The following is a 25,920-nucleotide window of genomic DNA, read 5'->3' as shown; positions in this document are numbered from 1 at the left end:
TAAAAGTTTGGAATCAACGGCATTTTTAATATGAAAATGCCGTTGATTTATTTTAAAAAGTAAACGGTATTCTATAGTCTTGTAGAAAAATACATATTAGAAAATACACAAATGAATTATTCTTCTTTTAGTTTTGAGGATTGTCGTAAGGTCATTGCCCAAAATAAAAGAGCACAAGCACTAACGGATGCACCTAATATACAAACTCCGTTCCATCCGTAGCTTGCATAAATGTTTGTGGAAAGAATTGCACCTGTAGCACTGCCGATAGAATAAAAAATCATATAACTAGCAGTGAGCCGACTTCTAGCTTCAGGACGCACTGTGAAAAGTATACTTTGGTTCGTGACATGTACAGCTTGCACAGCTAAATCTAAAAGGATAACACCGGCAACTAGTAGGAATAGAGAATGGTTCATTAATTTAATGAGGAGCCATGAAAGTAATAATAAGGATAAGGCTATGCCAGTAGTTCTTTCTCCCAATCCGCGATCAGCGAGTTGTCCGGCCTTAGTGGCAGCTAATGCACCAGCAACTCCAGCAAGACCAAATGCTCCGATAGCTGTATGTGATAGATTATATGGTGCAGCACTTAAAGGTAAAACTAATGAAGTCCATAAAATACTGAAGGAAGTAAAAATAAGCAATGCTAATATTCCGCGAATGCGTAAGTGGCGCTCTTCTACAAATAATAAGAGAACGGAATGTAATAATTTACGATAGGTCATAGCTGTTTTTTTATGCTCAAGATTAGGTAAATTACGATATAACAAACCAATTACGAAGAGCATAAGTGCAGCAGAGGTAAGATAAACGGAACGCCATCCCGCTAAATCTGTTAATGTTCCGGCAAATGTACGTGCAAGTAGAATTCCTATTACGACACCACTCGTGACGAAACCTACTATTCGCCCACGGTCTTTTTGATTAGCTAAAATGGATGCGTATGCGACGAGTGTCTGCGTAACAGTCGCAAGAATTCCGACTAAGGCCATACCTATAAAAAGTACGGTACTGGAAGGAGCGACTCCGACCACAATTAAAGCGAAAACGGATAAAAGCATTTGAACAATAATAAGTCTTTTTTGGTTTAACAAATCACCAAGTGGAACTAATAAAAGTAATCCGAGTGCATAACAAACTTGAGTAATCGTAATAACGATACCAATAGTTGAATGGTTGATCTTAAACGCATTTGATAAAGAATCAAGTAGAGGATGAGCGAAGTATATATTCGCCACAGCCATCCCGCAAGCTATTGAAAATAATAGAGTTATATATCCGGGCATGATTGTATTGATAGGTGATTGGAACTGATCATTATTCTGTGTAAGAGCAGTTGTCATTTTTTCTTTAGTATCCATAATATCATCTCCTTTTGTTTTTAAAATAATGTACCGAACGATATATTATTTCGTAAGTCAAATATAATCAAGGATAAGTTGCTATGTCAAGTGAATTGTAAATTAAATTCAGTTTCTTTTGACATATCATTTATAATTTAATACGATATATAATATACTGATTAGTACATAAAAAAGTGATTTATAATTTAGAAAACAGGTGAAAAAAGAGGAGGGATTAAATGGCTCGACTACGTGAATTTGATAAAGAAAAAGCTTTGGATGCTGCTATGCAACTTTTTTGGGAAAAAGGATACGCCGCTACTTCATTAAGCGATCTAACTGCTAAAATGGAAATACAAAGACCGAGTTTATATGCAGCATTTGGTGATAAAGAAGGGCTGTTTGAAGCTGCATTACGGAGATACACGAATTTACACGCAGCTAGCATTCGAACGAAACTTCAAAAAGAACAATCTGTAAAAGAGGCCATTCGTATATTTTTTGAAAATATGGTGGAAGAGGAATATAAAAAAGAATCAAATAAAGGCTGTTTTTGTATTAATACAATGGTGGAAATTGCTCCCCATAATGAAAAATTTGAAGTGCTGACTAGAGAACATCAGATGTATCTTTCAGTTATATTTCAAGAGTTAATCGCCAAAGGTATTCAGTCTGGAGAACTGCAAAGTGATGTAAATGCTAAAGCATTGGCACAAACGCTAGTCACTTCATTAATTGGATTAACGGTGTTAATGAAATCTCGCCCAGAACGTTCAGTTATAGATAATTCGGTATGTATCATATTATCGTTACTAAAATAAATGTAACAGAATTGTATATCAATCAACTATGTCGATTATAGACACTTTTATTTATAAACTTTAAGCACTGAATTGTCTACGAAGGCAACAAGTGCTTTTTATTTTCGTGTAAATATGAGCAGGTGAATCATAATGGTTGTCTGCAATATATGAAGATTGTTGGAGACATTTGTAATTAGGCATCGGATAAGAGAGGAATGAAAACACTATATAAGCCCCTTATAAGCACCTACCAAGTAATAAATCACTAAGAAAAAACAAAACAAAAACAACTACAAGAACAAAAAAGCGCGAAAAAATAAAACCGTCGTTGTAGTAGTTAAAAAAATTTGGAATTCAAATGCAAAAACAAAGCCCTCATTCCTATATGTATATTGAAGGATTGAAATTTACCTTTTTATGAATAAAAGGAGGTGGGAAACATATGGCGGTGTACCGTAATGTGCAGGTGAACTTTTGGCAAGATGAATTCATATTAGATTTAACGCCAGAAGAGCGTTATTTTTATATATATTTGTTAACTGGTACGAAAACGAAGCAATGTGGTATTTACATATTGCCAAAACGTTTGGCAGAGCTTGAAACTGGTTACAGTATGGAGACTGTTGAGAAGTTATTGAACCGGTTTGTGGAATACGGGAAGATTTTATATGATGCGGAAACGAAAGAGTTATTCATTATAAATTGGCTACACTATAATTCTATTTTTAATACGAACATAGAGAAATGTGTATTACGTGAGCTGAAAATGGTGAAAAGTAAAGAGTTCCTACATAAGTTTTTGCGTAAATGTCTTGAAGAAGAATGCAAGATTCCGTTATTACTTCAGTATTTTGGTATGCCAGAGGAAGAGGTTAGTAGTAATTCACAACAAGCAATTATTCAAGAGAAGGAAGAGGTAGAAATAGTAGAGGAGGTCACTCCGCATAGTGAAGTTTACAAGTTTTACGAACAAAATATAAGTAGTTTATCTCCATATATAGTGAAGGAATTAAAGGGATGGATGCAAAGAGTTTCAGGAGATAAAGTACTAGAGGCACTTAAAATTGCGTTTGAAAATAATAAGGGGACACTTGCTTATGTGAAGGGGATTTTGAGGAATTGGTGTAAGAAAGGACGAGTAAGCTTTAATAAAGGAAAGGAAATAGTGCGTAAGAGAGAAGTATTCAGTTTGTATGATCCATAGCATGAGCAAGTTAATGATTTCTTCTTTTCTAAAAGGTTCTTTCACAATAGAAGCGAATAGATTGAGAGAGGAGGGATTGTATGGAAGTCGTCATAAAAAAGAAACGAAAAAGGGGAAAAAGAATTTTTATTTGGTCTAGTAGTATCGTTCTTTTTTTGTTTATTTGCGCTATGATTTTTTTGAACATATATACGCTGAGATCTATGCCAAAGATAGATGGAACGATAAAGCTAGAGGATATACAACATGCTGTTGCGGTAAAGCGAGATAGTAAAGGTGTACCACATATTAAAGCGGAAAATGCGCATGATTTATATTTCTCGCAAGGGTATGTACAAGCGCAAGATCGTTTGTTTCAAATGGATTTAAGTAGAAGACAAGCTTCTGGTATGTTAAGTGAAGTTGTAGGGGAAGCAGCTGTTGATCGAGATAAATTGTTTCGAACGCTGGGTTTACGGCGAGCGGCAGAAGCATCTGTTAGTCAATATGATGGAGAAGCGAAATATGCCCTGCAATCATTCGCGGATGGGGTGAATACTTTTATACGTGAAGCGAAGGCCGAAAAGAAATTGCCAGTGGAGTTTACTCTATTAGGTTATGAACCTGCTGAATGGTCAATTGTGGACTCTTTAACGATTGGAAAGTATATGGCGTTTGATTTAGGAGGACATTGGCACGGACAAGCATTTCGATATTGGGCGTTGAAAAATCTTCCGGAAGAGCAAGCAAATGAGCTATTTCCTACATATCCGAAAGATGCGCCTAGATTGCTAGCTGAATTGAAAAATACAAATGTGGATGTAGCACAAAGTTTTTCAAAGACAGTTATTCCACCAGAGTTTAACGGTAGTAATAACTGGGTTGTGAGTGGTGAAAAGAGTGTATCTGGTAAGCCGATTTTAGCGGATGATCCTCATTTATCTCTTGCGACACCTTCTATTTGGTATCAATCGCAACTTGAAATGAAAGATTTACATGTGAGTGGCGTTATTTTCGCAGGAGTACCAGGCGTTATATTAGGACACAATGACAAAATAGCATGGGGCGTTACGAATACAGGTCCTGATGTGCAAGATTTATATATTGAGAAGCGAAATCCTAATAATGAAAATGAATTTTTGTATAACGATAAGTGGGAAAAAGCTACGGTTGTTGATGAATCTATTAAAGTAAAAGGCGGGAAAACAATTCCGTATAACGTTACGGTTACGAGGCATGGTCCAGTTATTTCAGAGTTTGCGGATAAAGGAAAAGAGAAAACAAAAACAGTATTCGCTTTGAAATGGACTGCTTTGGAGCCTTCCGCTGAATTAAAGGCTGTATTAAATATGAATAAGGCGAAAGATTGGAATGAGTTTGAAACGGCTCTTCAAGATTTTCATACACCAACTCAAAACTTTGTGTTTGCATCAAATGATGGAACCATTGCTTACAAAGCGAATGGAAATATACCAGTGCGTAAAAAAGGTGATGGTAGTTTGCCAGTGCCAGGATGGACAGATGAATATGAATGGGAAGGGTATATTCCGTTTGATCAGCTACCGAAAGTAATAAATCCAAAACAAGGGTTTATTTCAACTGCAAATAATAAAATTGTTGATGATAATTATCCGTACCATATTAGTAATACGTGGGCGCAACCCTACAGGCAAATGCGTATTCAAGAGTTTTTGCAAGAGAAGGATAAGTATACGGTAAAAGATTTAGAAGAGTTACAGATGGATCAAAAAAATTTATACGGGAAAGAATTTGCTCCTATATTTTTAAAAGAGTTAAATAAAGCATCTTTAAATGAAGTAGAGAAAGAAGGCGTAAAACAATTAACAAAGTGGAATTTTTACGATAGTAAAGATGAAGCTGCACCATTAATATTCCATTTGTTAATGAAAGAGATTTCGAATACGCTATTTTCAAAAGAAATACCGAAAGATGTGATGGAGTTATTTGAAGGGAAGTCACAAGTAGTTGATGAATTGATTCGAAAAGAAGTAGCAGGAGAAAATAGCGCTTGGTTTACGAAGTACGGAGGGTTCACGAAAGTTGTGCATACATCGTACGAAAATGTAATGAAAAAATTACAGAAGGAATATGGACCGAATGTTGCAGAGTGGAAGTGGGGCGATTACCATCAACTTGCTTTTACACATCCAATTTCGAGATCATCTAGTATATTGGCACTACTCGCATTTAATCGTGAGAAACCAGTTCCAATTGGAGGAAGTCAAGTTACCGTTCAAGCAGCGAATTACGGAGATAACGGTATTGTAAATCATGGAGCTTCTTGGCGATTTGTCATTGATACGAAAGATATGTCAAACGGTTATCATATAGTGGGGCCGGGACAGTCAGGACATTTTAGAAGCGATTGGTATCATGATCAAATAGATGATTGGGTGAATGGTGAGTATCATACGACTACTTTAAATACAGATGGAATTGAAGGGGAAGTATTAACTTTACAGCCGAAGTGATAATATTTCCACTGATGAAAACTGTTAAATTAGAACATAACCCAGTTCTTAAATCATTTTAAAAGCCTACTATCAGTTAAATTGATAGTAGGATTTTGTATTTTAGAGAATAAGATTCAATGATTTTATTATGACAAAACAGTAAGTGTTTTAACATTTACTTATACGATAACGGGCCTTATTTACTCTGTTACAAAAGAAACCACACAAAGTGTTCTTTTTCTTTGTTGCTCATTTTTATACACCGCATAACATTTTGTTATTCAATAATTCCAATTTCTAGAGCCTTTTGAACAGCTTCTTCTTTGTTACGGATTCCTAACTTTGTATAAGCTGTGGAAGCATAGTTTCTGACCGTACCATTCGATAAATATAACCTTGATGCTATGGTAGTGTATCGAAGTCCTTTTGCTACTAGCTGCAATATTTCTATCTCCCTAGCTGTTAGCTCATAGGCGGTTGCTTTTGATTGAGGTGTCTCTTTTTGCTCATCAAACTTCTCAAATATTTTGTGAGACATTCCCTGATCAATCAGTGTCCCACCTTTGTGAATAAGTTGGATCGTATTAGCTAGCTCCAACGTTTCAATAGATTTGAGTAAAAAACCATCCGCACCGTTGCGAAGCGATTCCAACGCCTGTTCGGTATCTTGAAAAGTTGTAAAAATCAATACGCGGATATGTGGCCATTGTTGCTTAATCTTTTTGGTTGCTTCGACTCCATCCATGTGCTGCATATCTAAATCCATAAGTATAACATGGGGTTGAAGGCGCCCACACAAATCGATGGCTTGATTGCCATCCTCAGCCAAACCGACTACATTTAAATCTTCATATCTATCGAGTAGTGTCCTCAAACTTTCCCGAACAAATGGCTGATCATCTACAATTAACAAACGAATAAGTCCATCTTTTATTTCAGTTTGTCGCGGTATGGTACATGTAACAAGCATTCCTTCCTCTGGCTTTGTATATACAGACAATTGACCTTGCAAATTCATTGCCCGTTCTTTCATCGCATTCATACCGAAGCCTTCCTGCCATTCTACATTTCCTTTTCCATTATCTTGAACTTCTAACCTCGTATATTGTTGTTCAAACTGCAATGAAACTATAATTTCAGTCCCCTGGCCATGACGTACTGCATTCGTAAGGGACTCTTGTAAGCAACGAATGAATGCGATCTTCGCTTGCTGAGATAGTTGATATTCCTCTCCGAATGTCCTAAAACTTACATTTACCTGAGCGTGCTCCTGAAATTCGGCTCCAAGATTTTGTAGAGATTGAATCAAGGAAGGGGATTGACACGGAGAATCCATTTGATGTAGGTAACCTCTCACGTCCTCAATACTTTTACGTCCCATTTCAAGCAGAGAATCTAGCCTCTGTATACCCATCTCAGTAGCAAGTTCGGTACGCAACGTTTCCATCCCCATAATAATAGAAGTATAAGCGTGACCAACTGTATCATGAAGCTCGCTCGACAGCCTGTTCCGTTCTTCTGCCAGTGTAATGCGTTCAATCTGAGACATATATTGCTCAAGTACCGCGTTTTGTTTACGAATTACTTCATTTTGCTTATGATTGGCGATTAATAAATGAAAAGCGAATCCCATTACATAAGCGAATCCATAGTAGGTGACCATAGTCCAATAGCTATTACTTGGCGCAACAGCATAGAAAATTCCAGTTGTTATAAAAACTGTTGTTGGAGCTGTCCAATAATAGGACAAATGCTTACTATTTACAGCAATTAGAAACACTGATATAAGAAATATGTTGTAAGCTTCCGGAAATAATGAGGTTAAATATATACATTGTCCACCATATAGCAGTATTTCTGTGAACAAGTAATATTTGTAATTGAACAGTAAGGCTACCCATGGAATTGAGAAGGCAACAACCTCCCAAAGAATAATAATCCAAAGTGGCAATGTTAACCCATCCTGAAAACTTAATGTAGCTAGGATGATAGACACACTAGTAAGTAGACGTATCCCTAACATAATCCAATCGTACCAAAACCAATACTTAACCATATCTAACAAGTCATTTACCCCCTAAGTAGCCTACCTTTTTACTTCATATATTATAATTTAATCCTTCATGCCTATTATACTTTTAAATTTAAAACTGCGATACTACGCACAGATTGCAAACTTCTATCGATTTAGTTGCCGAATCATGCTACGTGTATAGCCCCCAAGTTTCTTTGTCAAACCATCTACTATTCTAATACTTATGGCGGTAAATACTATACCCATAAACATTACAAAGAGGGACTTGGCAAAAGTATCTATCTGTATGAATATAATATTCATTTCGATGTATTGATACAGTAGTGGTGCCAACAGCAACATAAGTGGCATTACATAAAAAATGATTGCACTAATGAGACTGAAAATGCCAATCACTAATTTCTGCATTAACCAAAAGACAGCAGACCAAGTACGACGATCTGTAAGCACTAATTTCACCTGAGTCCAGTTCGATGTATCTATTGTTATACTTCTATCATAAGAGTCTGTTGAAATATCTGTATAAATTTTCGTCTGTATGCGCTCGAATTGGATAAAAGGTGTAGTAGTCTGTAGTACGCGTATAACTAGTGGAATCCCAATTACCGTAAATGAAAGGGTGAAGCTGAATAGCAGAGCTATTAGATAAAAACAAAAATAAAACAATCCTGTAACGAAAGTTAGCAATAAAAAATAACCATTCTGGATGAATCTTGATTTCATAAAGTTCATCGCTCCTATCTATGTAATAACCGAATTGTACTGCTTTTTTTGTCATTCTCACTAGTGTAAAAGTGTCATATGACATTTCTAAATGATGCTAAAAAGGGGAGAGTAACCTACTTCTGGTTAAAAAAGATGCTTATATTAATCTCCATAAAACAATCCCGTTCTTGCAGATGCGAGAAGGGATTGTTTTGTACTTTTATTTAATATGAGATGGACTTGTTTTTCGAATATGAAAAATAATATCAAATTGCTCAAGCAATGACTTATCAAAGTATGCCGATTCGTTCGGTAAGAGTCGTGCCCCTATACTTAGTAATGGTCTTTTTGCTTTAACCCATTTCTCTGCTGGTCCTTTAAGGTGACGATTATCCAATAAAAACATTTTATATGGTACTTTTCCGAGAGTATAATTGAAACTATTTACATCTTGTGGAATCGGATCCGTTATAATCTTATCTCCTGTGTCGTTGTATAAGGTGAAATTCCCCTCCGTAGTTGTACTGCCAATTGTGACATAATTATTGTCTAAACGTTCCTTCAAATACTGCCCCGCAACATAAGGGTATAATTTCTCATCGATAATTCCTTTAGCTATATGAATATTGTGTCCCCATACCATTGTTTTACCACCCAATGTCTCTTGTGCCCACATTGCATGATCGGCCAAGTATTGCTCATGTAGCCTTAACATACTTGGATAGTCGTTAGGAATTAGCATTGTGGTAAATTTCTCTATTGCACTTGCCGTTGCTTTCGCCCAGATGTACTCGGGTGAAGCTATTTCTGTGTTGGATTGCTTATTCTCATCTTTTAGTAATCGAGCTACTCTCTCAGCGTTTGCTTTGAACTTTTCTTTTATTTCAGGAGCAAGGTCCATATATTCCTGTGTACTTCCATTAAAAGCCGACAATTCTTTATAATTTTCTTCTACTTCTGCCAGCAAATCTGGTCGATGCAGCCTTACATAATCAATTACTTTATTAAAGCAACCTTGGTCCAACTCCTTTAAGTCGAGCCCAATAAATTGGATCTTTTTTTTATTGGATGGATCAGCATTATAATCTTTCATCCACTCAATCATGGCTAAAATTTCATCAGTAGGATATAAATAATTTAAAAATTCCCTAGGGTTTCCTTTTCCTGTTTGGATATATTCATTTAGCTTTAAGCCGTTTCCCCAATCTTCTTCCATTGTGAAATTTGTAAAACCCATCTCAGTAACCAAATATTTCACAAGGCGAAACTTCATAGTGAAAATTTCAGAGCTTCCATGAGTATTCTCTCCTAATCCTACATATTGTGCGCTCCCAATCATTTTCTTAAGTGGTTTTAAATCTTCAAATGATTTTGACGGCTCTATCGTTTTTAATGGATAAGCCTGTGATTGTATTGATTTAACTATATTTTTTTGGATTGATTGGCCTGAATTTTCGACTGCTACTGTTTGAGCCTTTCCTACTTCTACACATCCTGTGACTAATAAAGCTGTACTAACCATTGCAATTATTCTTTTCTTATTCATTTTTTTCCACCTCAATTGAATTATTTTTAAAAGCGAGATTGATTCATGTACTTGCACGAATCAATTGCCTTAATTCAATTGTTATCTATCCCATATCATATTTTCTAGTTACATATTGTCATAAGGTTAATTGACACAGGTCATAGACTAATCATTACACTTTTGTACTATCGGCTATGACAACTTATAAATAATAATTACATTGATGAGTCGCAAGTAAAACTAGATTATGAATTTGGGAGGGATTTTAAAGATGAATGAATCTGTATACAAAAATATTTTTATTCTAAGTTGTGTCTGTAGAAATGCCAAGAAGTAAATTCGATAAACAAGTGAATGAAAAGGGAAGGGTGGATTACAATGAGATTACACGCAAAATCGTTCCACAATAAAGATAAAATCCAACGTGCTAAAATAGGACTTCAACTATTTCTGAGTATCTTAATCATTACTTCTGTTATCCTAAATGTAGTAGTAATAATTACGAAAAGTATGCCGCTTATTGTGGTATATATGTTTACCCCAGCATTATCTTCTATTTTGACTCGCATAATACTGAAAGAAGGGTTTAAAGATGTATCTTTTAGTCTCGGTAACTTAAAGATATGGAAGGGGATTGGTTTTGCTCTGCTAATCCCTATGATTATTTGCGGAATTACTTATTCTATCGCCTGGTTGAGCGGAATTGCGGGGTTTCAGCATCCCGAAGGTGGTATGTTAGAACCAATCTACAATATGCTTGGACTTCAGTATGTAACGGCACCATTCAGTTTCATTTATCTAGTAGTATTGAGCGGCATTTTCGGAAGCTTGCTTGGCTTAATCCCAGCTTTGGGAGAAGAAATGGGGTGGCGAGGTTATATGCTCACAAGGCTAGTTGATGCAGAGTGTTCACGGCCCATCCTTATTAGTGGATTGATTTGGGCAACGTGGCATGTTCCAATTGTTATTGCTGGCCTATATGTAGCGGGACCATCTGTCGTTCTTTCAGTACTTGGTATCTATCTTTGTATTGTGCCATTCGGTTATATTACAGCTTATTTACGACTTATCACAGGTAGCATTTGGCCTTCGGTTATCATCCATGCTACTTGGAATGCCATTATTCAAGGACCTTTCACACGTGCAAGTACAGGATATCAAACTGAGATTTGGATTGGAGAATCTGGCTTGATAACCGCTATTATTATCTTAATTACTGCAATAATTACGTCTCGAATGGTTAATTTTACCAAATATCATAATTAGGCGGATGTTATATACAAATATAATGGAGGTGTAATCATGAATATTCAAAGATATGAAAGTAATACGAATGAAGTAAATGTAAAAGTAATACAAACAAAAAGCGAATATAGATAAAAATTTTTTGATACATTTATGAGTATGAAAATTTATTTATACGAAAAGATAGATGTGGTTAGATTATCAGAAAAAATTCAATAACTTCAATCGTGAAAAGATAAAAAAGGAGCGGAAATACGCTCCTTTTTTATTTACCTTACTATTTTTAGGAGGTTAGTATGAATAAGGTATGGATAAAGGGTGAATAGCATTTTTATTGATGAAATTTCATTAATATTCTTGTGGAATATATGTGAAACATTGTATAGAATAAGCAAGTATGTCAAAAATTATAGGAGGAAACTTGTGAAGAAAAGTAAGAGTTTAGTAAGTATTTTAGGAGCGTGTATCATGTTGTTTTCTTTTTGTTTCCAGGGAAATATACAGGCGGATGTAAATACTGTTCAATCTGGAAAAATAAAATCAGGAAACGTAACGGTATGGGAAGTAGGCAATGTAGCGAAAGTGTTAGCAGATGTAGAGCGCTTGAATTTAAATACGGTGAATGTACCTATTCAAGTAGATATTTCGGATGTAAATTCGGCTAATATGGTAATTAATCAGGCGCAAAAGAAACAAGCTATTATTTTAATTCAAGAATTATTAAAGCATAATATACAAGTTATATTGGAGCCGTTTCCGTTTATTCAGCAAGGAAATATTGGAGAAACAGAGTGGAACCCTAGTAATATTAACGATTTCTTCTGGAATTGGAAAACTGTTGTTTTACAAGATATTTTTAATTCCATTACAAGTAAGTACAATATTTATGGGCTGAAAATCGCTTCTAATTTCGTGAATATGGAATATGCAGAAGGATATTGGAATGATACGATTAATTTTGTTCGCCAGCAGTATAAAGGAAATGTTTTGTATCAAATGAACTGGTGGTTAACTGCAAGTTGGGATCCTTCTTTTGAGGCGAAATTTAAAGAGAAAATAAATCGCCCGTATTTAAAAAAGGTGGACATTGTAAGTATTGATAGTTGGTTTGAAGTTTCAGGAAAAAGAAATCCATCATACGAAGAAGTAAAACAAAGCTTATTTGCGACGACAGTATACAATCGTGGCCAAAATGTCGTTCAGCAACTTGAGACATTACATAAAACAACTGGAAAGCCAGTTTATTTTGGTGGATTTAATGTGCCAGCACGTGAACTTGGACTACAAAGCCCGTGGAACCCAGATGTTACGAATGTGTTTTCGAAAGATGTACAACTTAACGGGTGGCGTGCTTACCGAGATGTATTAGAAGCGAAGCCATATTTTAAAGGTTTTTCAATTTGGTTTATCGGATCTAATGATAGTAATCATTCATATCAAATACATAGTAAAGAAGCAGAGACAGTTATTAATGGCTGGTATCGAAAATAAATTTTATAAAATAGGTAAGTTTTAGAATCTATTACATATATTTTAGTGAAAGGCCTTTCACCATCTTATCACCTAGGGGGCAATCATAATGAAATTTTTGTCATACCTTACAGTAATTTTGGTGATTCTTGGCGGTTTGAATTGGTTGTTTGTGGCGTTAGATTATAATGTAGTTGAGAAATGGTTTGGTTCTATGCCGGCGCTTGTGGATACTATTTATTGGCTCTTTGGTCTTTCAGCTATTTATCAAATTTTCGATCGGTTCTTTACGAGTAAGTAGCTATTATACTTAATTACTAGAGTGTTAAGTACGATTATGTACTTAACACTTTTTTGTATGTTTATAAAAAGCAGGGTGCACATGCAAGCGATTCCATTGCGTCTTGCGCCGTAATAACGGAAAACAAATTGACCGTGTATTGTATATAGGTTATAATTCAGAAAGTTTAAAAAATAATAAAAATGAGAAATAGGGAGGTTATCTGGGTGATGGAGAGAGTGTATAATTTTTCAGCAGGACCATCTATACTCCCTTTGCCAGTTTTAGAGAAAGTGCAAAAGGAGCTTGTAAATTATAACGGGACAGGCATGTCTGTTATGGAAATGAGCCATAGATCTTCTTATTTCCAAAGTATTATTGATGAAGCAAGTAGCTTACTTCGTGAATTAATGAACATTCCTGATGAGTATGAAGTTTTATTTTTACAGGGCGGTGCGTCATTACAATTTTCTATGATACCGTTAAATTTAATGAGTACGTATAAAAAAGCTGGGTACGTACTGACAGGTTCATGGTCTAAAAAGGCGCTGCAAGAAGCCGGAAAAGTAGGAGAAGTACAAGTGATTGCTTCTTCTGAAAAAGAGAAGTTTACTACGATTCCTAAAATGGATGATTTACCAAATGGTGAAGAACTAGATTATGTACATATTACAACGAACAATACAATTGAGGGGACAAAATATGTGGATATTCCACATTTAGAAAGAGTACCGCTCGTTGCGGATATGTCCTCAAATATTTTATCAGAACAATATGATGTTACGAAGTTTGGTCTCATATATGCGGGTGCGCAAAAGAATTTAGGGCCAGCGGGTTTAACGATTGTAATTATAAAAAGAGATTTAATTGGCAGTGCAAATAGTACTTGTCCTACGATGTTAAACTATGAAACTTACAGTGAAAATAACTCCCTATATAATACACCGCCAACCTTTAGTATTTATGTAGCAAAACTTGTACTAGAGTGGTTGAAAGAACAAGGCGGGGTATCTGCGATTGAAGAAAAAAATAGAATGAAATCTTCACTTCTTTACAATTTTTTAGATGAATCTAAATTGTTTACTTCACCAGTTGATCCCACGTATCGGTCACTTATGAATATTCCGTTTACAACACCGTCAGAGGAGCTTAACAATCAGTTTTTACAAAAATCGAAAGAGCGCGGTTTCGTTACGCTAAAGGGACATCGTTCAGTCGGCGGTATGCGCGCTAGTGTTTACAATGCGATGCCAACCCAAGGTGTACAAAAATTAGTAGACTATATGAAGGAATTTGAGCTTGAAAATAGATAGGGAGATGGGGATATGTTTCGTGTTCAGACGTTAAATCAAATTGCGGAAAAGGGTTTGCAAATTTTTGATGGGAATCGCTATGAAATTGGAGACAAAGTAGGTCATCCAGATGGTATTTTACTTCGCAGCTATTCTTTACATCAAGAAGAGTTTTCCGAAGATTTAAAGGCAATTGCAAGAGCTGGTGCCGGTGTAAATAATATTCCTGTTGAGCGTTGTACGGAAAAAGGGATTGTAGTATTTAATACGCCAGGGGCTAATGCGAATGCAGTGAAGGAACTTATTATCGCAAGCCTTATTATGTCTTCCCGTAATATTATAAACGGAGTGAGCTGGACGAAAGAGTTGGATGGAGAAGAAGTACCACAGCTTGTTGAAGCTGGGAAGAAGCAATTCGTTGGGTCAGAAATTGCAGGGAAACGTTTAGGTGTTATCGGTCTTGGCGCAATTGGTGCTTTAGTTGCGAACGATGCGTTATCTTTAGGGATGGACGTTGTCGGATACGATCCGTATATATCTGTTGAAACAGCATGGCGTCTTTCTACGCAAGTACAAAGAGCGTTTAGCTTAGATGAAATTTTTGCAACATGTGATTATATTACACTTCATATTCCTCTTACGAACCAAACGAAGGGGATTATTGGTGAACACGCGATCGAAACGATGAAAAAAGGAATGCGTCTATTCAATTTCTCAAGAGGGGAACTTGTTGATGAAACAGCTCTTCGAAAAGCGCTAGATGAAGAGATTATTCAGCATTACGTAACGGATTTTCCGAATGAAAATGTTATAAAGATGAAAAATGTAACAGCAACTCCTCATCTCGGTGCATCTACGTCTGAATCTGAAGAAAATTGTGCAGTAATGGCTGCACGTCAATTACGTGAATATTTAGAGACAGGTAATATTCGTAATTCAGTAAACTATCCAAACGTAGAACTTCCGTACATTGGAAAAAAACGAATTACAATTATGCATCAAAACGTTCCGAACATGGTAGGACAAATTACAGGATGTTTAGCAGAACATCATATTAATATTGCGGATATGATTAATCGTAGTAAACATTCTTGGGCGTACACAATGATTGATATTGATAACGGAATTGATGATATAATGAAAGAGAATATTGTGGAAAATATAAGCAAAATCACAGGTGTTGTAGCTGTTCGAATGATTGTGTAAAGGAGAGAGAAACTTGGCAAAAATCCGACCGTTTCGTGCTATTCGTCCAGTAGAAGGAAAAGCAGCACAAGTAGCAGCTTTTCCTTATGACGTATTAAATAGTGAAGAGGCAAGAGAAGTTGTAAAAGGGAATCCATATTCTTTCTTACACGTTGATAAAGCAGAAATTGATTTAGACCCGGCACTTTCACCGTACGATGATCGCGTATATGAAAAAGCGGGTGAAAATTTAAAGCAATTTATACAAGAAGAAGTGTTCGTTCAAGATGAGGAGCCAGCGCTTTACATTTATGAACTGACGATGCAAGGAAGAACGCAGTCAGGCCTTGTCGTTTGTACATCGATTGACGAGTATGAAGATGATACAATTAAAAAACATGAAAGAACGCGTCATGAAAAAGAACTTGATCGTATTCGCCACGTAGATGTGTGTGACGCAAATACGGGGCCAATCTTTTTAACGTATCGTACAAAAGAAGAAGTGAAACGTTTCATTGCAAGCTGGAAAGAAGAACATGCGCCAATCTATAAATTTACAGCAGAAGATGGTGTGGAGCATGTTGCGTGGAAGATTGCAGATGAAGAAGTAATTGCCACTTTAGTAAAGGCATTTGAAGATATTCCTAACTTGTACATTGCAGATGGACATCACCGCTCTGCATCAGCTGCAAAAGTAGGGCTAATGCGAAGAGAGCAATATCCGAATTACACAGGAGAAGAGGAATTCAATTTCTTCCTATCTGTTTTATTCCCTCATGATGAATTATCAATTTGGGACTATAACCGGGTTGTGAAAGATTTAAATGGCTTATCAGTAGAGCAATTTTTAAAGCAAGTTGCGCAATATTTTTATGTGGAAGAAGCAGGGGGTTCACCGTATAAACCAAATGAGCCAAAATCATTTGGAATGTATGTAAACGAGAAGTGGTATAAGCTCACTGTGAAAGAGGAAACGTTTGATGCGAATGATCTTGTTAGGCGTTTAGATGTATCTATTTTACAAGATCATTTAGTAAGTCAGGTGCTTGAAATACATGATCCACGCTCAGATTCACGCATTGATTTCGTCGGCGGAATCCGCGGATTAGAAGAACTAGAACGTCTTGTGAATAGCGGTGAATACAAAGCAGCATTCGCATTATATCCGACATCAATGGAAGATTTATTAACAATCGCAGACGCTGGAGAAGTAATGCCGCCGAAATCAACGTGGTTTGAACCGAAACTTCGTAGTGGGTTGTTTGTTCATTCGCTAAAGTAAATATAGACTTCTACAGTTTTGAAAACCGAAATGATTTTTAATTTCGGTTTTTCTTATTTTAAAAGTGTTTTTGAGGAGGGGTATGGATGAAATTGCAAGTAGGCGAAAAAATCACCTTTGAGCGAACTTTTACAAAAGAAGATGTTGTTTTATTTACAGAAGTATCTAAAGATGAAGGTGTTCATCATGTTACACCGGATGAACAAGGACGATTTGTTGTACAAGGACTTTTAACATCAACGTTGCCTACAAAAATTGGCGGTGATTATAACGTGCTAGCTCGCAAGATGGACTTTGAATTTTTACGTCCTGTCTTTAGCGGTGATACCATTCGTTGTGACGTAACCATTGAACAATTTGAACCCGATGAAAAAAATCGCACAAAAATTATTGCGCTATTTACATGTAGGAATCAACTTGAAAAAGAAGTAATGAAGGGGAGTTTTTCTGGGATAATTCTGTAATGGTTAGGCAGAGGGGGTGAATGAAAAGGATATAAAGTGGTTGATGGTCCCTTGTCCATCAACCTAAGAAAACAGATTAACCCAAAATGAAAAATCCTTCACATAGTAACAATTTTAATTAAGTTGTGGTGTGCTTCAATGGTGGTAAACTATTATATCTTAATAGTTCTGAATGTCTTTTAATAAAAGGGATAATCCACATTAATCCAATTGTTATTAGCACAGTAGATATTAAAAGAATGATAGTTAAATCAGGTTGTGCTGAAGGTGTGCTTGTAGACTGTAAAGCAGAAAAGATATCTCTCGAAGCTACAATTATATTATTAACCATGTGAGCTATTATAGAAGGGAATAAACTTTTAGTTTTCAAGTACATTAAACAAGAAATAATCCCAAATAGTGTGGTTCCAAATACATTATTTAAATGTAAAATACCGAAGCAGACGGAAGAGAATATAACTGCCTTTTTTATTCCAAATTTATACGTAAAACGACTAAGAATAAAGCCTCTGAACAAAATTTCTTCACAGATAGGAGCGATGAAAGAAAGAGTTATGGCTTTCATTAAAACAAACCACATGCTTTTTGTTTTAACTATTTCGTTTGTATCCTCTAACGAAGTGTCCGTTGGTAGTAATGAAAATACCATCACGATTAGCAATAACATACCTAATCCAAAAAGCATAGTCATAATTGCTGATGCAAAAATTGTTCTAAAAGAAAAGGAAGATGGTTTTGACAAGTAAGTTTTAAACGAGATATTATATCTTTTAAACTTAAAACCAATCCAAAACATAGGGATAGCATAAATTGAAATAATAAGAGCGATATTTAACTTTACATCTTTAGGAATTTCTTTGAATAATAAAGGTAAAATAAACATCATTATTACAAACGAGATAATAGCCCACATTAAAATGAACCTTGTTTTCATATGATCAAAAAGTTTATCCAATAATAGCCTCCTGTAGTTTTATATAGTATTCTATATTTCATTATATCAGTTTAAAGGGATATTTTGGTATTTTGTTTAGTGTAGGTTATCGGCTATTTTGGGTCACGCTACATCGATATCAAGCTAAGGTTTTATACAACCTATAAAGCAAAAAAATAAGCTATCCTTTCTGTAGAATTATTAGGAAAGGATAATTTATTTTTTTTTGGTGATTCGTAACGAACTGCAACTGATTATTCAATAATTACAAAGACATAGGTGTCCTCATGTTCTAGAACACCTAACATTTATAATTTCTTAACACTCTAAGCTTGATTGAGATGGGGGAGGGAACCCCCACGCTTATTTAAATTTCCACTTTATTCCACACCACTTTCTAAAATAGAGAAAGACTCATTTTCACAATCAATTTCTGCCATCGCACCGTAAGGTAAAATAAACTTTGGTTCGGTATGGCCAAAATTTAAATTATAAAGAATCGGCAAATCTTCTAAGTTATGTTCTTTCATAACTTTCAGTATTTCGTGTTTATATTCTTCATAATACTTTTCGTCTTTTGGTTTACCAAAAATGATGCCTTTTGCTTTTTGTAGAATGCCTTGCGCTGCATAATTTCGTAACCAATACTTTATATAACTTGGTTCTGGATGGTCTTCAGAAGTTTCAAAGAAAAGGATACTATTCTCCCAATGTTTTTTCTTAGGCCAAAGTTCCGTTCCTTTTGCAAATTCCAGTACTTCCATACAACCACCAATTAAACGCCCTTGTACAGTAGTAGAGCCTTGAAGTAGCTCATATCCATTGTTTTGCTGCATCGTACGCCGTTGATCCTTATTCGCCTCTATCCATTCTAAACGCTCACTCGTCCATTCATGAGCTGGTTGAATCTCGCCAATATTCTCATTTGAAAAGAGAGTTCGATTCACCATTTCAATTGTATATGGATCCATCTCCACATTTTCGGCAAAATCAGTTAAGATTGCTGGACCGTAAAAAGAGGGAATTCCTGCTTTATGACAAAACAAATGTGAAACGGTATCGTCAGAGTAGCCCATAAAGATTTTCGGATTTTCGCGTATAACATTAAAATCTATATAAGGAAGTAAACGGATGCTATCTTCACCGCCAATATTCGTAATAATTCCTTTAATACGAGTATCTTTAAATGCTGTCATTAAATCTTCTGCACGAGCCTCAGGGTTGTTGTAAAGGTATTCGCTACCTTTTAAACTATTTGGCATTGGGACAACCTTAAGACCGAAGACGTCTTCTAATCTTTTTACTCCTTGCTCATATCGCCATCTTAGCTTAGAATCACCAGCACCTCCCCATGAAGAACTTACTGTCGCCACAATATCTCCTGGCTGTAATCTTTTTGGTTTCATTAACATATTAATTCCGCTCCTACATAATGTAATTAACTACGACTATACAAACCGTAGAGTTGAAGAACATAGTACATGACATTTAATTTCGCCACCATTAACAAATACACCTGCTGTTATTTATGAACCTAACACTATTGTTGAATATATGAATAAAATACAATAAATCTTTTTATCAAACTTTATATTTAAAAATTACAGTATGCAACATTGCATGCGAAAGGTGGTTGCTATTTTTTATAACCTGTAACTATAATAGTTACAGGTTGGTCGTATCCAATCAAAAAAATATAATCATCATGAATGGAGAGGTTACATATGGGTATGAAAAAAATAATTTTAGCAGGTGCTTTAGGGATCGCAGCATTATCAGGAACGAATTTACCAGGATTAGAACTATCAAAAGCGAGTGCCGCTTCTATTGAATCAAATTTCTCGACGTTAGAAGGGCGAGTAGTAGAAGTGGATAACGGTGTAATTGTCGTAAAATCTAAGCAATATGAGGAACCTGTTAGTGTGTATATTGATTCATTTTCAAATGTGAAAGTAGGGGATGAAGTAAAAGCTACTGGATCTATGATGCGTAATTTTACGGAATATATGATTGCAAATACAGTTGAAAATACGTCAAATAAATTAGGTATGCACATGAAAGAAGACGGTTCTCCTGATTATGTGATTGGGGAAGTATCAAAAGTAGGAACGATGAACGATGAGGGAGACGATTCCACTAAATATGTCATTGTTCAGTATCCATCAGTAAATGGAAAGAAAGCTATTATTGATGTTTTCTTAACGAAGGGACAAGTATTTAATATGGGTGAGAAAGTGAAAATTGATATGAAGTATGTAGGCTGGGGCGGAATTTCTATTAACTACAACACAACGGATCATATCGAAAAAGTTCATGAAGTAAAGAGCAACGTTGAAAATAATGAGGATGTATGGATCTGGTCTTAATAAGGCGAGTATAAGTCGTTATTTGCAATTTACTCCAAACAATAAATGTAAAAACTAAATGTATCATGCAGTACCCATCAAATTATCATGTGTATGACAATTTGATGGGTATTTTTTATTTTGTATTTTTTTGAGAATAAGGGATTTTCGATTAGAATATGATGTTTAAATCGGAGCGAGTTTAAAAAATACAATAATGAAAGAGGTGTTTAAGGATGGAGCGAGATGAGGTTTATTTACGAGCTAAAAAAAGGATGGAGAATTTAAAAGCGTTTTACATTCATTTAACGGTCTATATACTAGTTAACTTAATGCTTTTTTTTATAAATATAAGCTCTGATTCAAGCAAATTATGGTTTTTATATCCACTTGGAGGTTGGGGGATCGGTATCGTTATACACGGTTTGACAACTTTTCCATTTGGGATATTCGGAAAAGAGTGGGAAGAACGAAAGATTAAAGAATATATGGAGAAAGATAAGTAAATTTATTTCTGTAATGTATGAATATAAAAATTTATATAAATCTCTGTGCTCACACGCTTGATGCGAAGTCTATTCTATAGCTTCGCCTATTTGTTTTTTATTCGAAGTTTGTGCGAGTAAGTGTTCATATTCATTTTTTAGCGTGAATTGCATGTGAAATCAAAACTTTACTTGTAGTACATAATAAATACAGTTGTTTTACTTTTTAAATTACATGTGGATATAGGATAAAGTTGTTTTATCATCCTATATTAAAATAAAAATAAACCACTGTTCGATTTGAATATTCCACGATATAATGGTGAGAGTTTATGACAGAATAAATATTTACATAAGAAGTGAGGTACTGTATGAAAAAAAGAACGACAGACATTATTTTTATTATTATTGGTGCATTTCTTTTTGCGTTAGGTGTCAATTTGTTTGTTATCCCGAACGAGTTTGGTGAGGGCGGGGTAACAGGTATCACGATTATTACGTACTATTTATTTGAGTGGTCGCCAGGCTTAGTCAACTTAATTTTAAATGCAATATTGTTAATAGCTGGTTATAAATTTTTAAACAAGATCACAACAATTTATACGATTATTGCTGTAGTTACGAATTCGCTATTCCTTCATTTGACAGAAGGTTGGACGATTACTTCGGATGAAATGCTTGTAAATGCCATTTTCGGAGGAATATTTATCGGGTGCGGGATTGGTCTTATTATTCGTGTTGGCGGAACAACAGCAGGTACTACCATCTTAGCAAGGATGACGCATAAATATTTAGGATGGAGCATTAGCTATGGTTTACTGTTCTTCGATTTAATTGTTGCGTTTTCATCTTATTTCATCATTGGTGCAGAAAAACTGATGATAACAATTATTATGCTATATGTAGCAACGAAGGTGATGGAGTTTGTAATTGAAGGTTTAAATCCGAAGAAAGCCATTACGATTATTTCTGATAACCCGAATGAAATTGCCGGGAAGGTAACTACCTTAATGGGCAGAGGGGTTACCGTGTATTCAGGTCATGGCTATTACACGAAAACGCCGAAGGAAATTCTTTATATTGTTATTAATAAGCAAGAAGTAGTGAAGCTAAAACGGATTGTTCAAACTACGGATCCGGCTGCGTTCATCGCTATACACGATGTTCGTGATGTGTTCGGAGAAGGATTTGTTGATATTTCTAAAGCTTAGTAAGAGTAGAAATTGTTTTTATTAAAATAATCTTAATACTAAAACGAAAGAATCTATTTTGAATAATTTTTTTCAAAATAGATTCTTTTTCTTTTTCTTGCAAAAAGTACAATTGTTTCTTAATGTAAGAATGTAGAAGGATGAACAAGAGAGGGTTTAATGAAGATGATACATATTTTATTAGCTGATGATGATAAACATATTAGAGAGTTATTGCATTACCATTTACAAAAAGAGGGCTTTAAAGTTTTTGAAGCGGAAGACGGAAAGGTAGCGCAAGGCGTTTTAGAGAAAGAAAATATTCATCTTGCGATAGTAGACATTATGATGCCGTTTGTTGATGGCTATACGTTATGCGAAGAAATCCGGAAGTATCATGATATACCTGTTATTTTATTAACTGCAAAAGATCAGCTAGTAGATAAAGAAAAAGGATTCATTTCTGGTACGGACGATTATATTGTAAAACCATTTGAACCAGCTGAAGTAATTTTCCGTATGAAAGCTTTATTGCGCCGTTATCAAATGCTTAGTGCTGATATTATTACATTACACGGAACGACTATTGATCGAAAAGGGTTTGAAGTGAAGTGTAACGGTCAGACGATTTTGCTTCCATTAAAGGAATTTGAATTATTATCACAACTTGCTAGTTATCCTGGAAGAACCTTTTCAAGAGAAGAATTAATTGAATTAGTATGGGGAATGGATTTTGAAGGAGATGAACGAACAGTTGACGTTCATGTGAAGCGACTGAGAGATCGTTTTTCAAAACGAACAGATGATTTTCAAATTACGACAGTACGCGGACTCGGTTATAAGTTGGAGTTGAAATAAAATGAAATCACTATATTCTAGATTTGTTTTTATGACAGTCGGTATTATGCTTCTTAGTAGTATTATCGGTTTTTTATTAACGAACGTATATTATCAAGTGAAGTTAAAACCGTACAATAGTGAAAAGATTTTAATGTATGCTAAAGAAGTAAAATCATTATATGAAAAGCAAAGTGAAGAGAATAAAGAGGCATACTTACAGTCTATTGCGAAGTTAGGGTATGAAATTTATATTGTAGATGACGAAAATCATGGAAAGCGTATTGGGAATGCGTTTCGTAAGATAACAATTAGTGATGATACCGTTCATAAAGTATTGCAAGGTGAAACGTTTAATGGCGTTTCCACATATCCAACCCGCTTGTTTATTACAGGATTTTTCGATAATGAATTAATTAATAGTGTCGGTGTACCGCTAAAACACGATGATAAACAGTACGCTTTATTCATTCGCCCTGATATTCAGCAACAATTCGGCGAGATGAGAATTTTTCTAGCGGTATTACTCGGTTTCATCGTTGTATTAAGTATCATTTTTATAGCGATTGCAGCAGGGTATATTGTTCGTCCTATTCGAACATTTACGAAAGCGACTCAAAAGATTGCAAGTGGTGAATATGATATCGAATTAGATGAAAATCGAAAAGATGAAATTGGTACACTAGCGACTAATTTTCAAAAAATGACAAAGAGCATTAAAGAATTAGACCAAATGAGACAAGAGTTCGTTTCTAACGTTTCTCATGAATTCCAATCTCCACTTTCTTCGATACAAGGTTTTTCGAAAACATTACAATCGGAGAATATGAGTGAAGAGGAAAGAAAACGTTACTTGAAAATTATTGAGGGTGAAAGTAAGCGGATGTCTAGTTTATGTAAACAGTTACTTACGCTTGCTTCATTAGATAAAGAAGAGAAAGTTCTACAAATGAAAGAGTTTCACTTACAAAAGCAAATTAAAGACGTCATTTTTATGCTCGAATGGAAATGGCGGGAAAAAGATATCGCTGTTGAGTTTGATGTGCCAAACATCGTCATAAAAGGTGATGAAAACTTACTTCATCAAGTATGGAGTAATATTTTTACGAATAGCATTAAGTTTTCAAACGATGGCGGAACCGTTGAATTTGTTGTAGAAGAATTAGAATCTAGCGTTATAATCTCTATATCAGATAACGGAATTGGTATGGAAAAAGAAGAAATGGATCGTATATTTGATCGTTTTTACAAAGTAGATACAGCAAGAGCGAGAAACGTAGAAGGTAGCGGTTTAGGGTTATCAATTGTGCAGAAAATTGTTGAACTGCATCAAGGAACCGTTTCGGTATATAGTACGAAAGGGGAAGGGACGACTGTTCGGGTTGAGCTTCCGAAATAAATGAAAAAGAAGAAATGTGAATGTACATCATGATTATCATTGTAGTAACGTGTATTCAATGTCACACATAATATCAAAAAAGTACATCACTTATATATTTAAAGATACATAAATATCAATAGTAAAGATAGTAAGGGGTGAATGCCCCTACTATCTTTTTTTATCTAAACAGATAAATTTAAAATACATAGTCATAATAGATAATCTATGAAATTAGGTATATTATTTTATGGTGGAGGACGTAGCCTTGGTGCGAGGACCTTGACTTTAAGTATTTAAAGGAGTTAGTAGCTAAATGACAATATCCCTTAAGCAAAAAAATAAAGGATAAATAGCATGAGGTTGTATCCATTAGAGAAGCACAAACAGATAATGGGACAATGTACTATCTTAGGGATGAAAACTTGGACTTTATACCATTGGCCAATAAATAAACTTTTTAATTCAACTAACTGGCATAGTTGAAGAAGGAATTTCTCTAAACTTTGAAGAATTTATATTCAAAAATATGTTAAGGAGCTTGTCAATTATATGGAATCCATTAGCAAAAGCGAAGTGAAGCTACGAGATATCATAGAGGAAGATCTTCCTATCTTTTTCGAACAACAACTAGATTCAACGGCGAACTATATGGCTGCTTTTACAGCTAAAGACCCCACTGATAAGGACGCATTTTTTGACCATTGGAAAAAAATATTGCTGACGAGACTATTACAATTAAGACTATATTATTCAATGGCATTGTCACTGGACACGTCTCGAACTTTGAACAGTTCGGCGAACCCGAAGTAAGCTACTGGATTGGGAAGGAATATTGGGGTCATGGTATTGCAACTTTAGCGTTGTCAGAGTTTCTGGAGTATATTAAGATACGCCCACTTTATGCTCGTTCCGCTAAAGATAACCTCGCCTCCATCAGGGTATTGGAAAAATGCGGGTTTAAAATCATCTCTGAAGATAAGGGTTTTTCCAACGCAAGAGGCAAGGATGTTGAAGAATTTATTTTGAAGCTTGAACCTTATGATATGTAATTTAATACCTTAATTCGTATTTGATGAAGATGAATATAGGACAGAGATTAATAAAATCTTATTGAACTAACGCATGTGTTAGTTGAACAAAAATTAAAAAAGCCTGTATCAACGATTACTTGGTAATCAACGATACAGGCTTTACCTTTTCCGAAAAAGAGCTTGAACAAAATTCATTTGAGGGTAAATTACTGGACACCATGCTTCATGATGCTTATCATACAGGCCGAATTATTCAATTAAGGAAGATACAGAGGGCATGGCCATCAAATCGTTAACTGAACGTTTTAGTTATTCCATTAAAGGGCGCTCTTGTTGAATAAAACTTAGATTTTTAAATGTAGTGTAGTGCTTTGGAAATAAACTATAATCAACAAACATAGACAAAATCCCTGATTTCGATCAAA

General features: G+C 35.2%; 21 protein-coding genes and 2 pseudogenes. 17 read left to right on the top strand and 6 right to left on the bottom strand.

Annotation, left to right across the window (positions count from 1 at the left end):
* Positions 1-116: 116 nt before the first annotated feature.
* Positions 117-1,364 (bottom strand): MFS transporter, encoded by a 1,248-nt coding sequence (locus ABH960_RS28000; RefSeq protein ID WP_404449664.1) that lies wholly within the window; start codon positions 1,362-1,364, stop codon positions 117-119.
* 221 nt (positions 1,365-1,585) lie between these two features.
* Between ABH960_RS28000 and ABH960_RS27995 the strand changes: the two genes are divergently transcribed.
* The 3 genes from ABH960_RS27995 to ABH960_RS27985 all read left to right on the top strand — a co-directional run bounded on the left by ABH960_RS27995 (position 1,586) and on the right by ABH960_RS27985 (position 5,824).
* The gene (locus ABH960_RS27995; RefSeq protein WP_404449662.1) at positions 1,586-2,167 is read left to right on the top strand and encodes a TetR/AcrR family transcriptional regulator; all 582 of its coding nucleotides are present in this window, start codon (positions 1,586-1,588) and stop codon (positions 2,165-2,167) included.
* 424 nt (positions 2,168-2,591) lie between these two features.
* Positions 2,592-3,353: a DnaD domain-containing protein gene (locus tag ABH960_RS27990; RefSeq protein ID WP_404449660.1), complete on the top strand. Its 762-nt coding sequence runs from the start codon at positions 2,592-2,594 to the stop codon at positions 3,351-3,353.
* Between the two features lie 80 nt (positions 3,354-3,433).
* On the top strand, positions 3,434-5,824 hold the full coding sequence (locus tag ABH960_RS27985) for a penicillin acylase family protein (protein WP_404449658.1): 2,391 nt from the start codon (positions 3,434-3,436) through the stop codon (positions 5,822-5,824).
* A gap of 259 nt (positions 5,825-6,083) precedes the next feature.
* On the opposite strand, the gene ABH960_RS27980 is transcribed toward ABH960_RS27985, so the two are convergent.
* The 3 genes from ABH960_RS27980 to ABH960_RS27970 form a co-directional block, all read right to left on the bottom strand.
* Complete coding sequence (locus ABH960_RS27980; protein ID WP_404449656.1) at positions 6,084-7,871, bottom strand: response regulator; 1,788 nt, start codon at positions 7,869-7,871, stop codon at positions 6,084-6,086.
* Between the two features lie 114 nt (positions 7,872-7,985).
* Positions 7,986-8,564, bottom strand: coding sequence for a sensor domain-containing protein (locus tag ABH960_RS27975; protein WP_098780070.1), 579 nt, complete (start codon positions 8,562-8,564; stop codon positions 7,986-7,988).
* Positions 8,565-8,766: 202 nt separating this feature from the next.
* Positions 8,767-10,092: an erythromycin esterase family protein gene (locus ABH960_RS27970; protein WP_404449654.1), complete on the bottom strand. Its 1,326-nt coding sequence runs from the start codon at positions 10,090-10,092 to the stop codon at positions 8,767-8,769.
* A gap of 360 nt (positions 10,093-10,452) precedes the next feature.
* Here ABH960_RS27970 and ABH960_RS27965 point away from each other — a divergent pair, with 360 nt between their 5' ends.
* The 7 genes from ABH960_RS27965 to ABH960_RS27935 all read left to right on the top strand — a co-directional run bounded on the left by ABH960_RS27965 (position 10,453) and on the right by ABH960_RS27935 (position 17,292).
* A complete protein-coding gene (locus ABH960_RS27965) occupies positions 10,453-11,340 on the top strand; it encodes a CPBP family glutamic-type intramembrane protease (protein ID WP_404449652.1) in 888 nt (295 codons plus the stop codon).
* A 402-nt stretch (positions 11,341-11,742) separates the two neighbouring features.
* Complete coding sequence (locus ABH960_RS27960) at positions 11,743-12,810, top strand: glycoside hydrolase family 113 (protein ID WP_404449650.1); 1,068 nt, start codon at positions 11,743-11,745, stop codon at positions 12,808-12,810.
* Between the two features lie 88 nt (positions 12,811-12,898).
* Positions 12,899-13,090, top strand: coding sequence for a DUF378 domain-containing protein (locus ABH960_RS27955; protein ID WP_002084566.1), 192 nt, complete (start codon positions 12,899-12,901; stop codon positions 13,088-13,090).
* A gap of 209 nt (positions 13,091-13,299) precedes the next feature.
* Positions 13,300-14,382 (top strand): 3-phosphoserine/phosphohydroxythreonine transaminase, encoded by a 1,083-nt coding sequence (gene serC, locus ABH960_RS27950; protein ID WP_404449648.1) that lies wholly within the window; start codon positions 13,300-13,302, stop codon positions 14,380-14,382.
* Positions 14,383-14,394: 12 nt separating this feature from the next.
* Positions 14,395-15,567 (top strand): 3-phosphoglycerate dehydrogenase family protein, encoded by a 1,173-nt coding sequence (locus ABH960_RS27945; protein ID WP_404449646.1) that lies wholly within the window; start codon positions 14,395-14,397, stop codon positions 15,565-15,567.
* A gap of 13 nt (positions 15,568-15,580) precedes the next feature.
* Positions 15,581-16,828, top strand: coding sequence for a DUF1015 domain-containing protein (locus ABH960_RS27940; protein WP_404449644.1), 1,248 nt, complete (start codon positions 15,581-15,583; stop codon positions 16,826-16,828).
* 86 nt (positions 16,829-16,914) lie between these two features.
* Positions 16,915-17,292 carry a hotdog family protein gene (locus ABH960_RS27935; RefSeq protein WP_404449642.1) on the top strand — a complete coding sequence of 126 codons (378 nt, stop codon included), beginning with the start codon at positions 16,915-16,917 and terminating at the stop codon, positions 17,290-17,292.
* A gap of 118 nt (positions 17,293-17,410) precedes the next feature.
* Here the strand turns inward: ABH960_RS27935 and ABH960_RS27930 are convergent, their stop codons facing one another.
* Both ABH960_RS27930 and ABH960_RS27925 read right to left on the bottom strand, forming a co-directional pair.
* Positions 17,411-18,247, bottom strand: coding sequence for a CPBP family glutamic-type intramembrane protease (locus ABH960_RS27930; protein WP_404449640.1), 837 nt, complete (start codon positions 18,245-18,247; stop codon positions 17,411-17,413).
* A gap of 359 nt (positions 18,248-18,606) precedes the next feature.
* On the bottom strand, positions 18,607-19,638 hold the full coding sequence (locus ABH960_RS27925) for a S66 family peptidase (protein ID WP_404449638.1): 1,032 nt from the start codon (positions 19,636-19,638) through the stop codon (positions 18,607-18,609).
* A 312-nt stretch (positions 19,639-19,950) separates the two neighbouring features.
* Here ABH960_RS27925 and ABH960_RS27920 point away from each other — a divergent pair, with 312 nt between their 5' ends.
* From ABH960_RS27920 to ABH960_RS27890, 7 genes and pseudogenes are all read left to right on the top strand, one after another.
* Positions 19,951-20,592: a hypothetical protein gene (locus tag ABH960_RS27920; RefSeq protein WP_404449636.1), complete on the top strand. Its 642-nt coding sequence runs from the start codon at positions 19,951-19,953 to the stop codon at positions 20,590-20,592.
* Positions 20,593-20,807: 215 nt separating this feature from the next.
* A complete protein-coding gene (locus ABH960_RS27915; protein ID WP_002128109.1) occupies positions 20,808-21,077 on the top strand; it encodes a 2TM domain-containing protein in 270 nt (89 codons plus the stop codon).
* Between the two features lie 350 nt (positions 21,078-21,427).
* On the top strand, positions 21,428-22,267 hold the full coding sequence (locus tag ABH960_RS27910) for a YitT family protein (RefSeq protein WP_003190353.1): 840 nt from the start codon (positions 21,428-21,430) through the stop codon (positions 22,265-22,267).
* Between the two features lie 159 nt (positions 22,268-22,426).
* Entirely contained in the window at positions 22,427-23,104 is a 678-nt protein-coding gene (locus tag ABH960_RS27905; protein WP_000781971.1) for a response regulator transcription factor, read from the top strand.
* A gap of 1 nt (position 23,105) precedes the next feature.
* Entirely contained in the window at positions 23,106-24,482 is a 1,377-nt protein-coding gene (locus tag ABH960_RS27900) for a sensor histidine kinase (protein ID WP_098169107.1), read from the top strand.
* A 531-nt stretch (positions 24,483-25,013) separates the two neighbouring features.
* Positions 25,014-25,513 (top strand): annotated as a pseudogene (locus ABH960_RS27895) (GNAT family N-acetyltransferase).
* A 149-nt stretch (positions 25,514-25,662) separates the two neighbouring features.
* A pseudogene (locus ABH960_RS27890) lies at positions 25,663-25,791 on the top strand (DinB family protein); the annotation flags it as partial.
* Between the last annotated feature and the right edge of the window lie 129 nt (positions 25,792-25,920).

It is taken from the genome of Bacillus sp. RC252, assembly GCF_044909215.1.
GTDB lineage: Bacteria > Bacillota > Bacilli > Bacillales > Bacillaceae_G > Bacillus_A > Bacillus_A mycoides.
The sequence above is the reverse complement of the archived record's forward strand: the minus strand, read 5'-3'. Positions and strand labels throughout refer to the sequence as shown.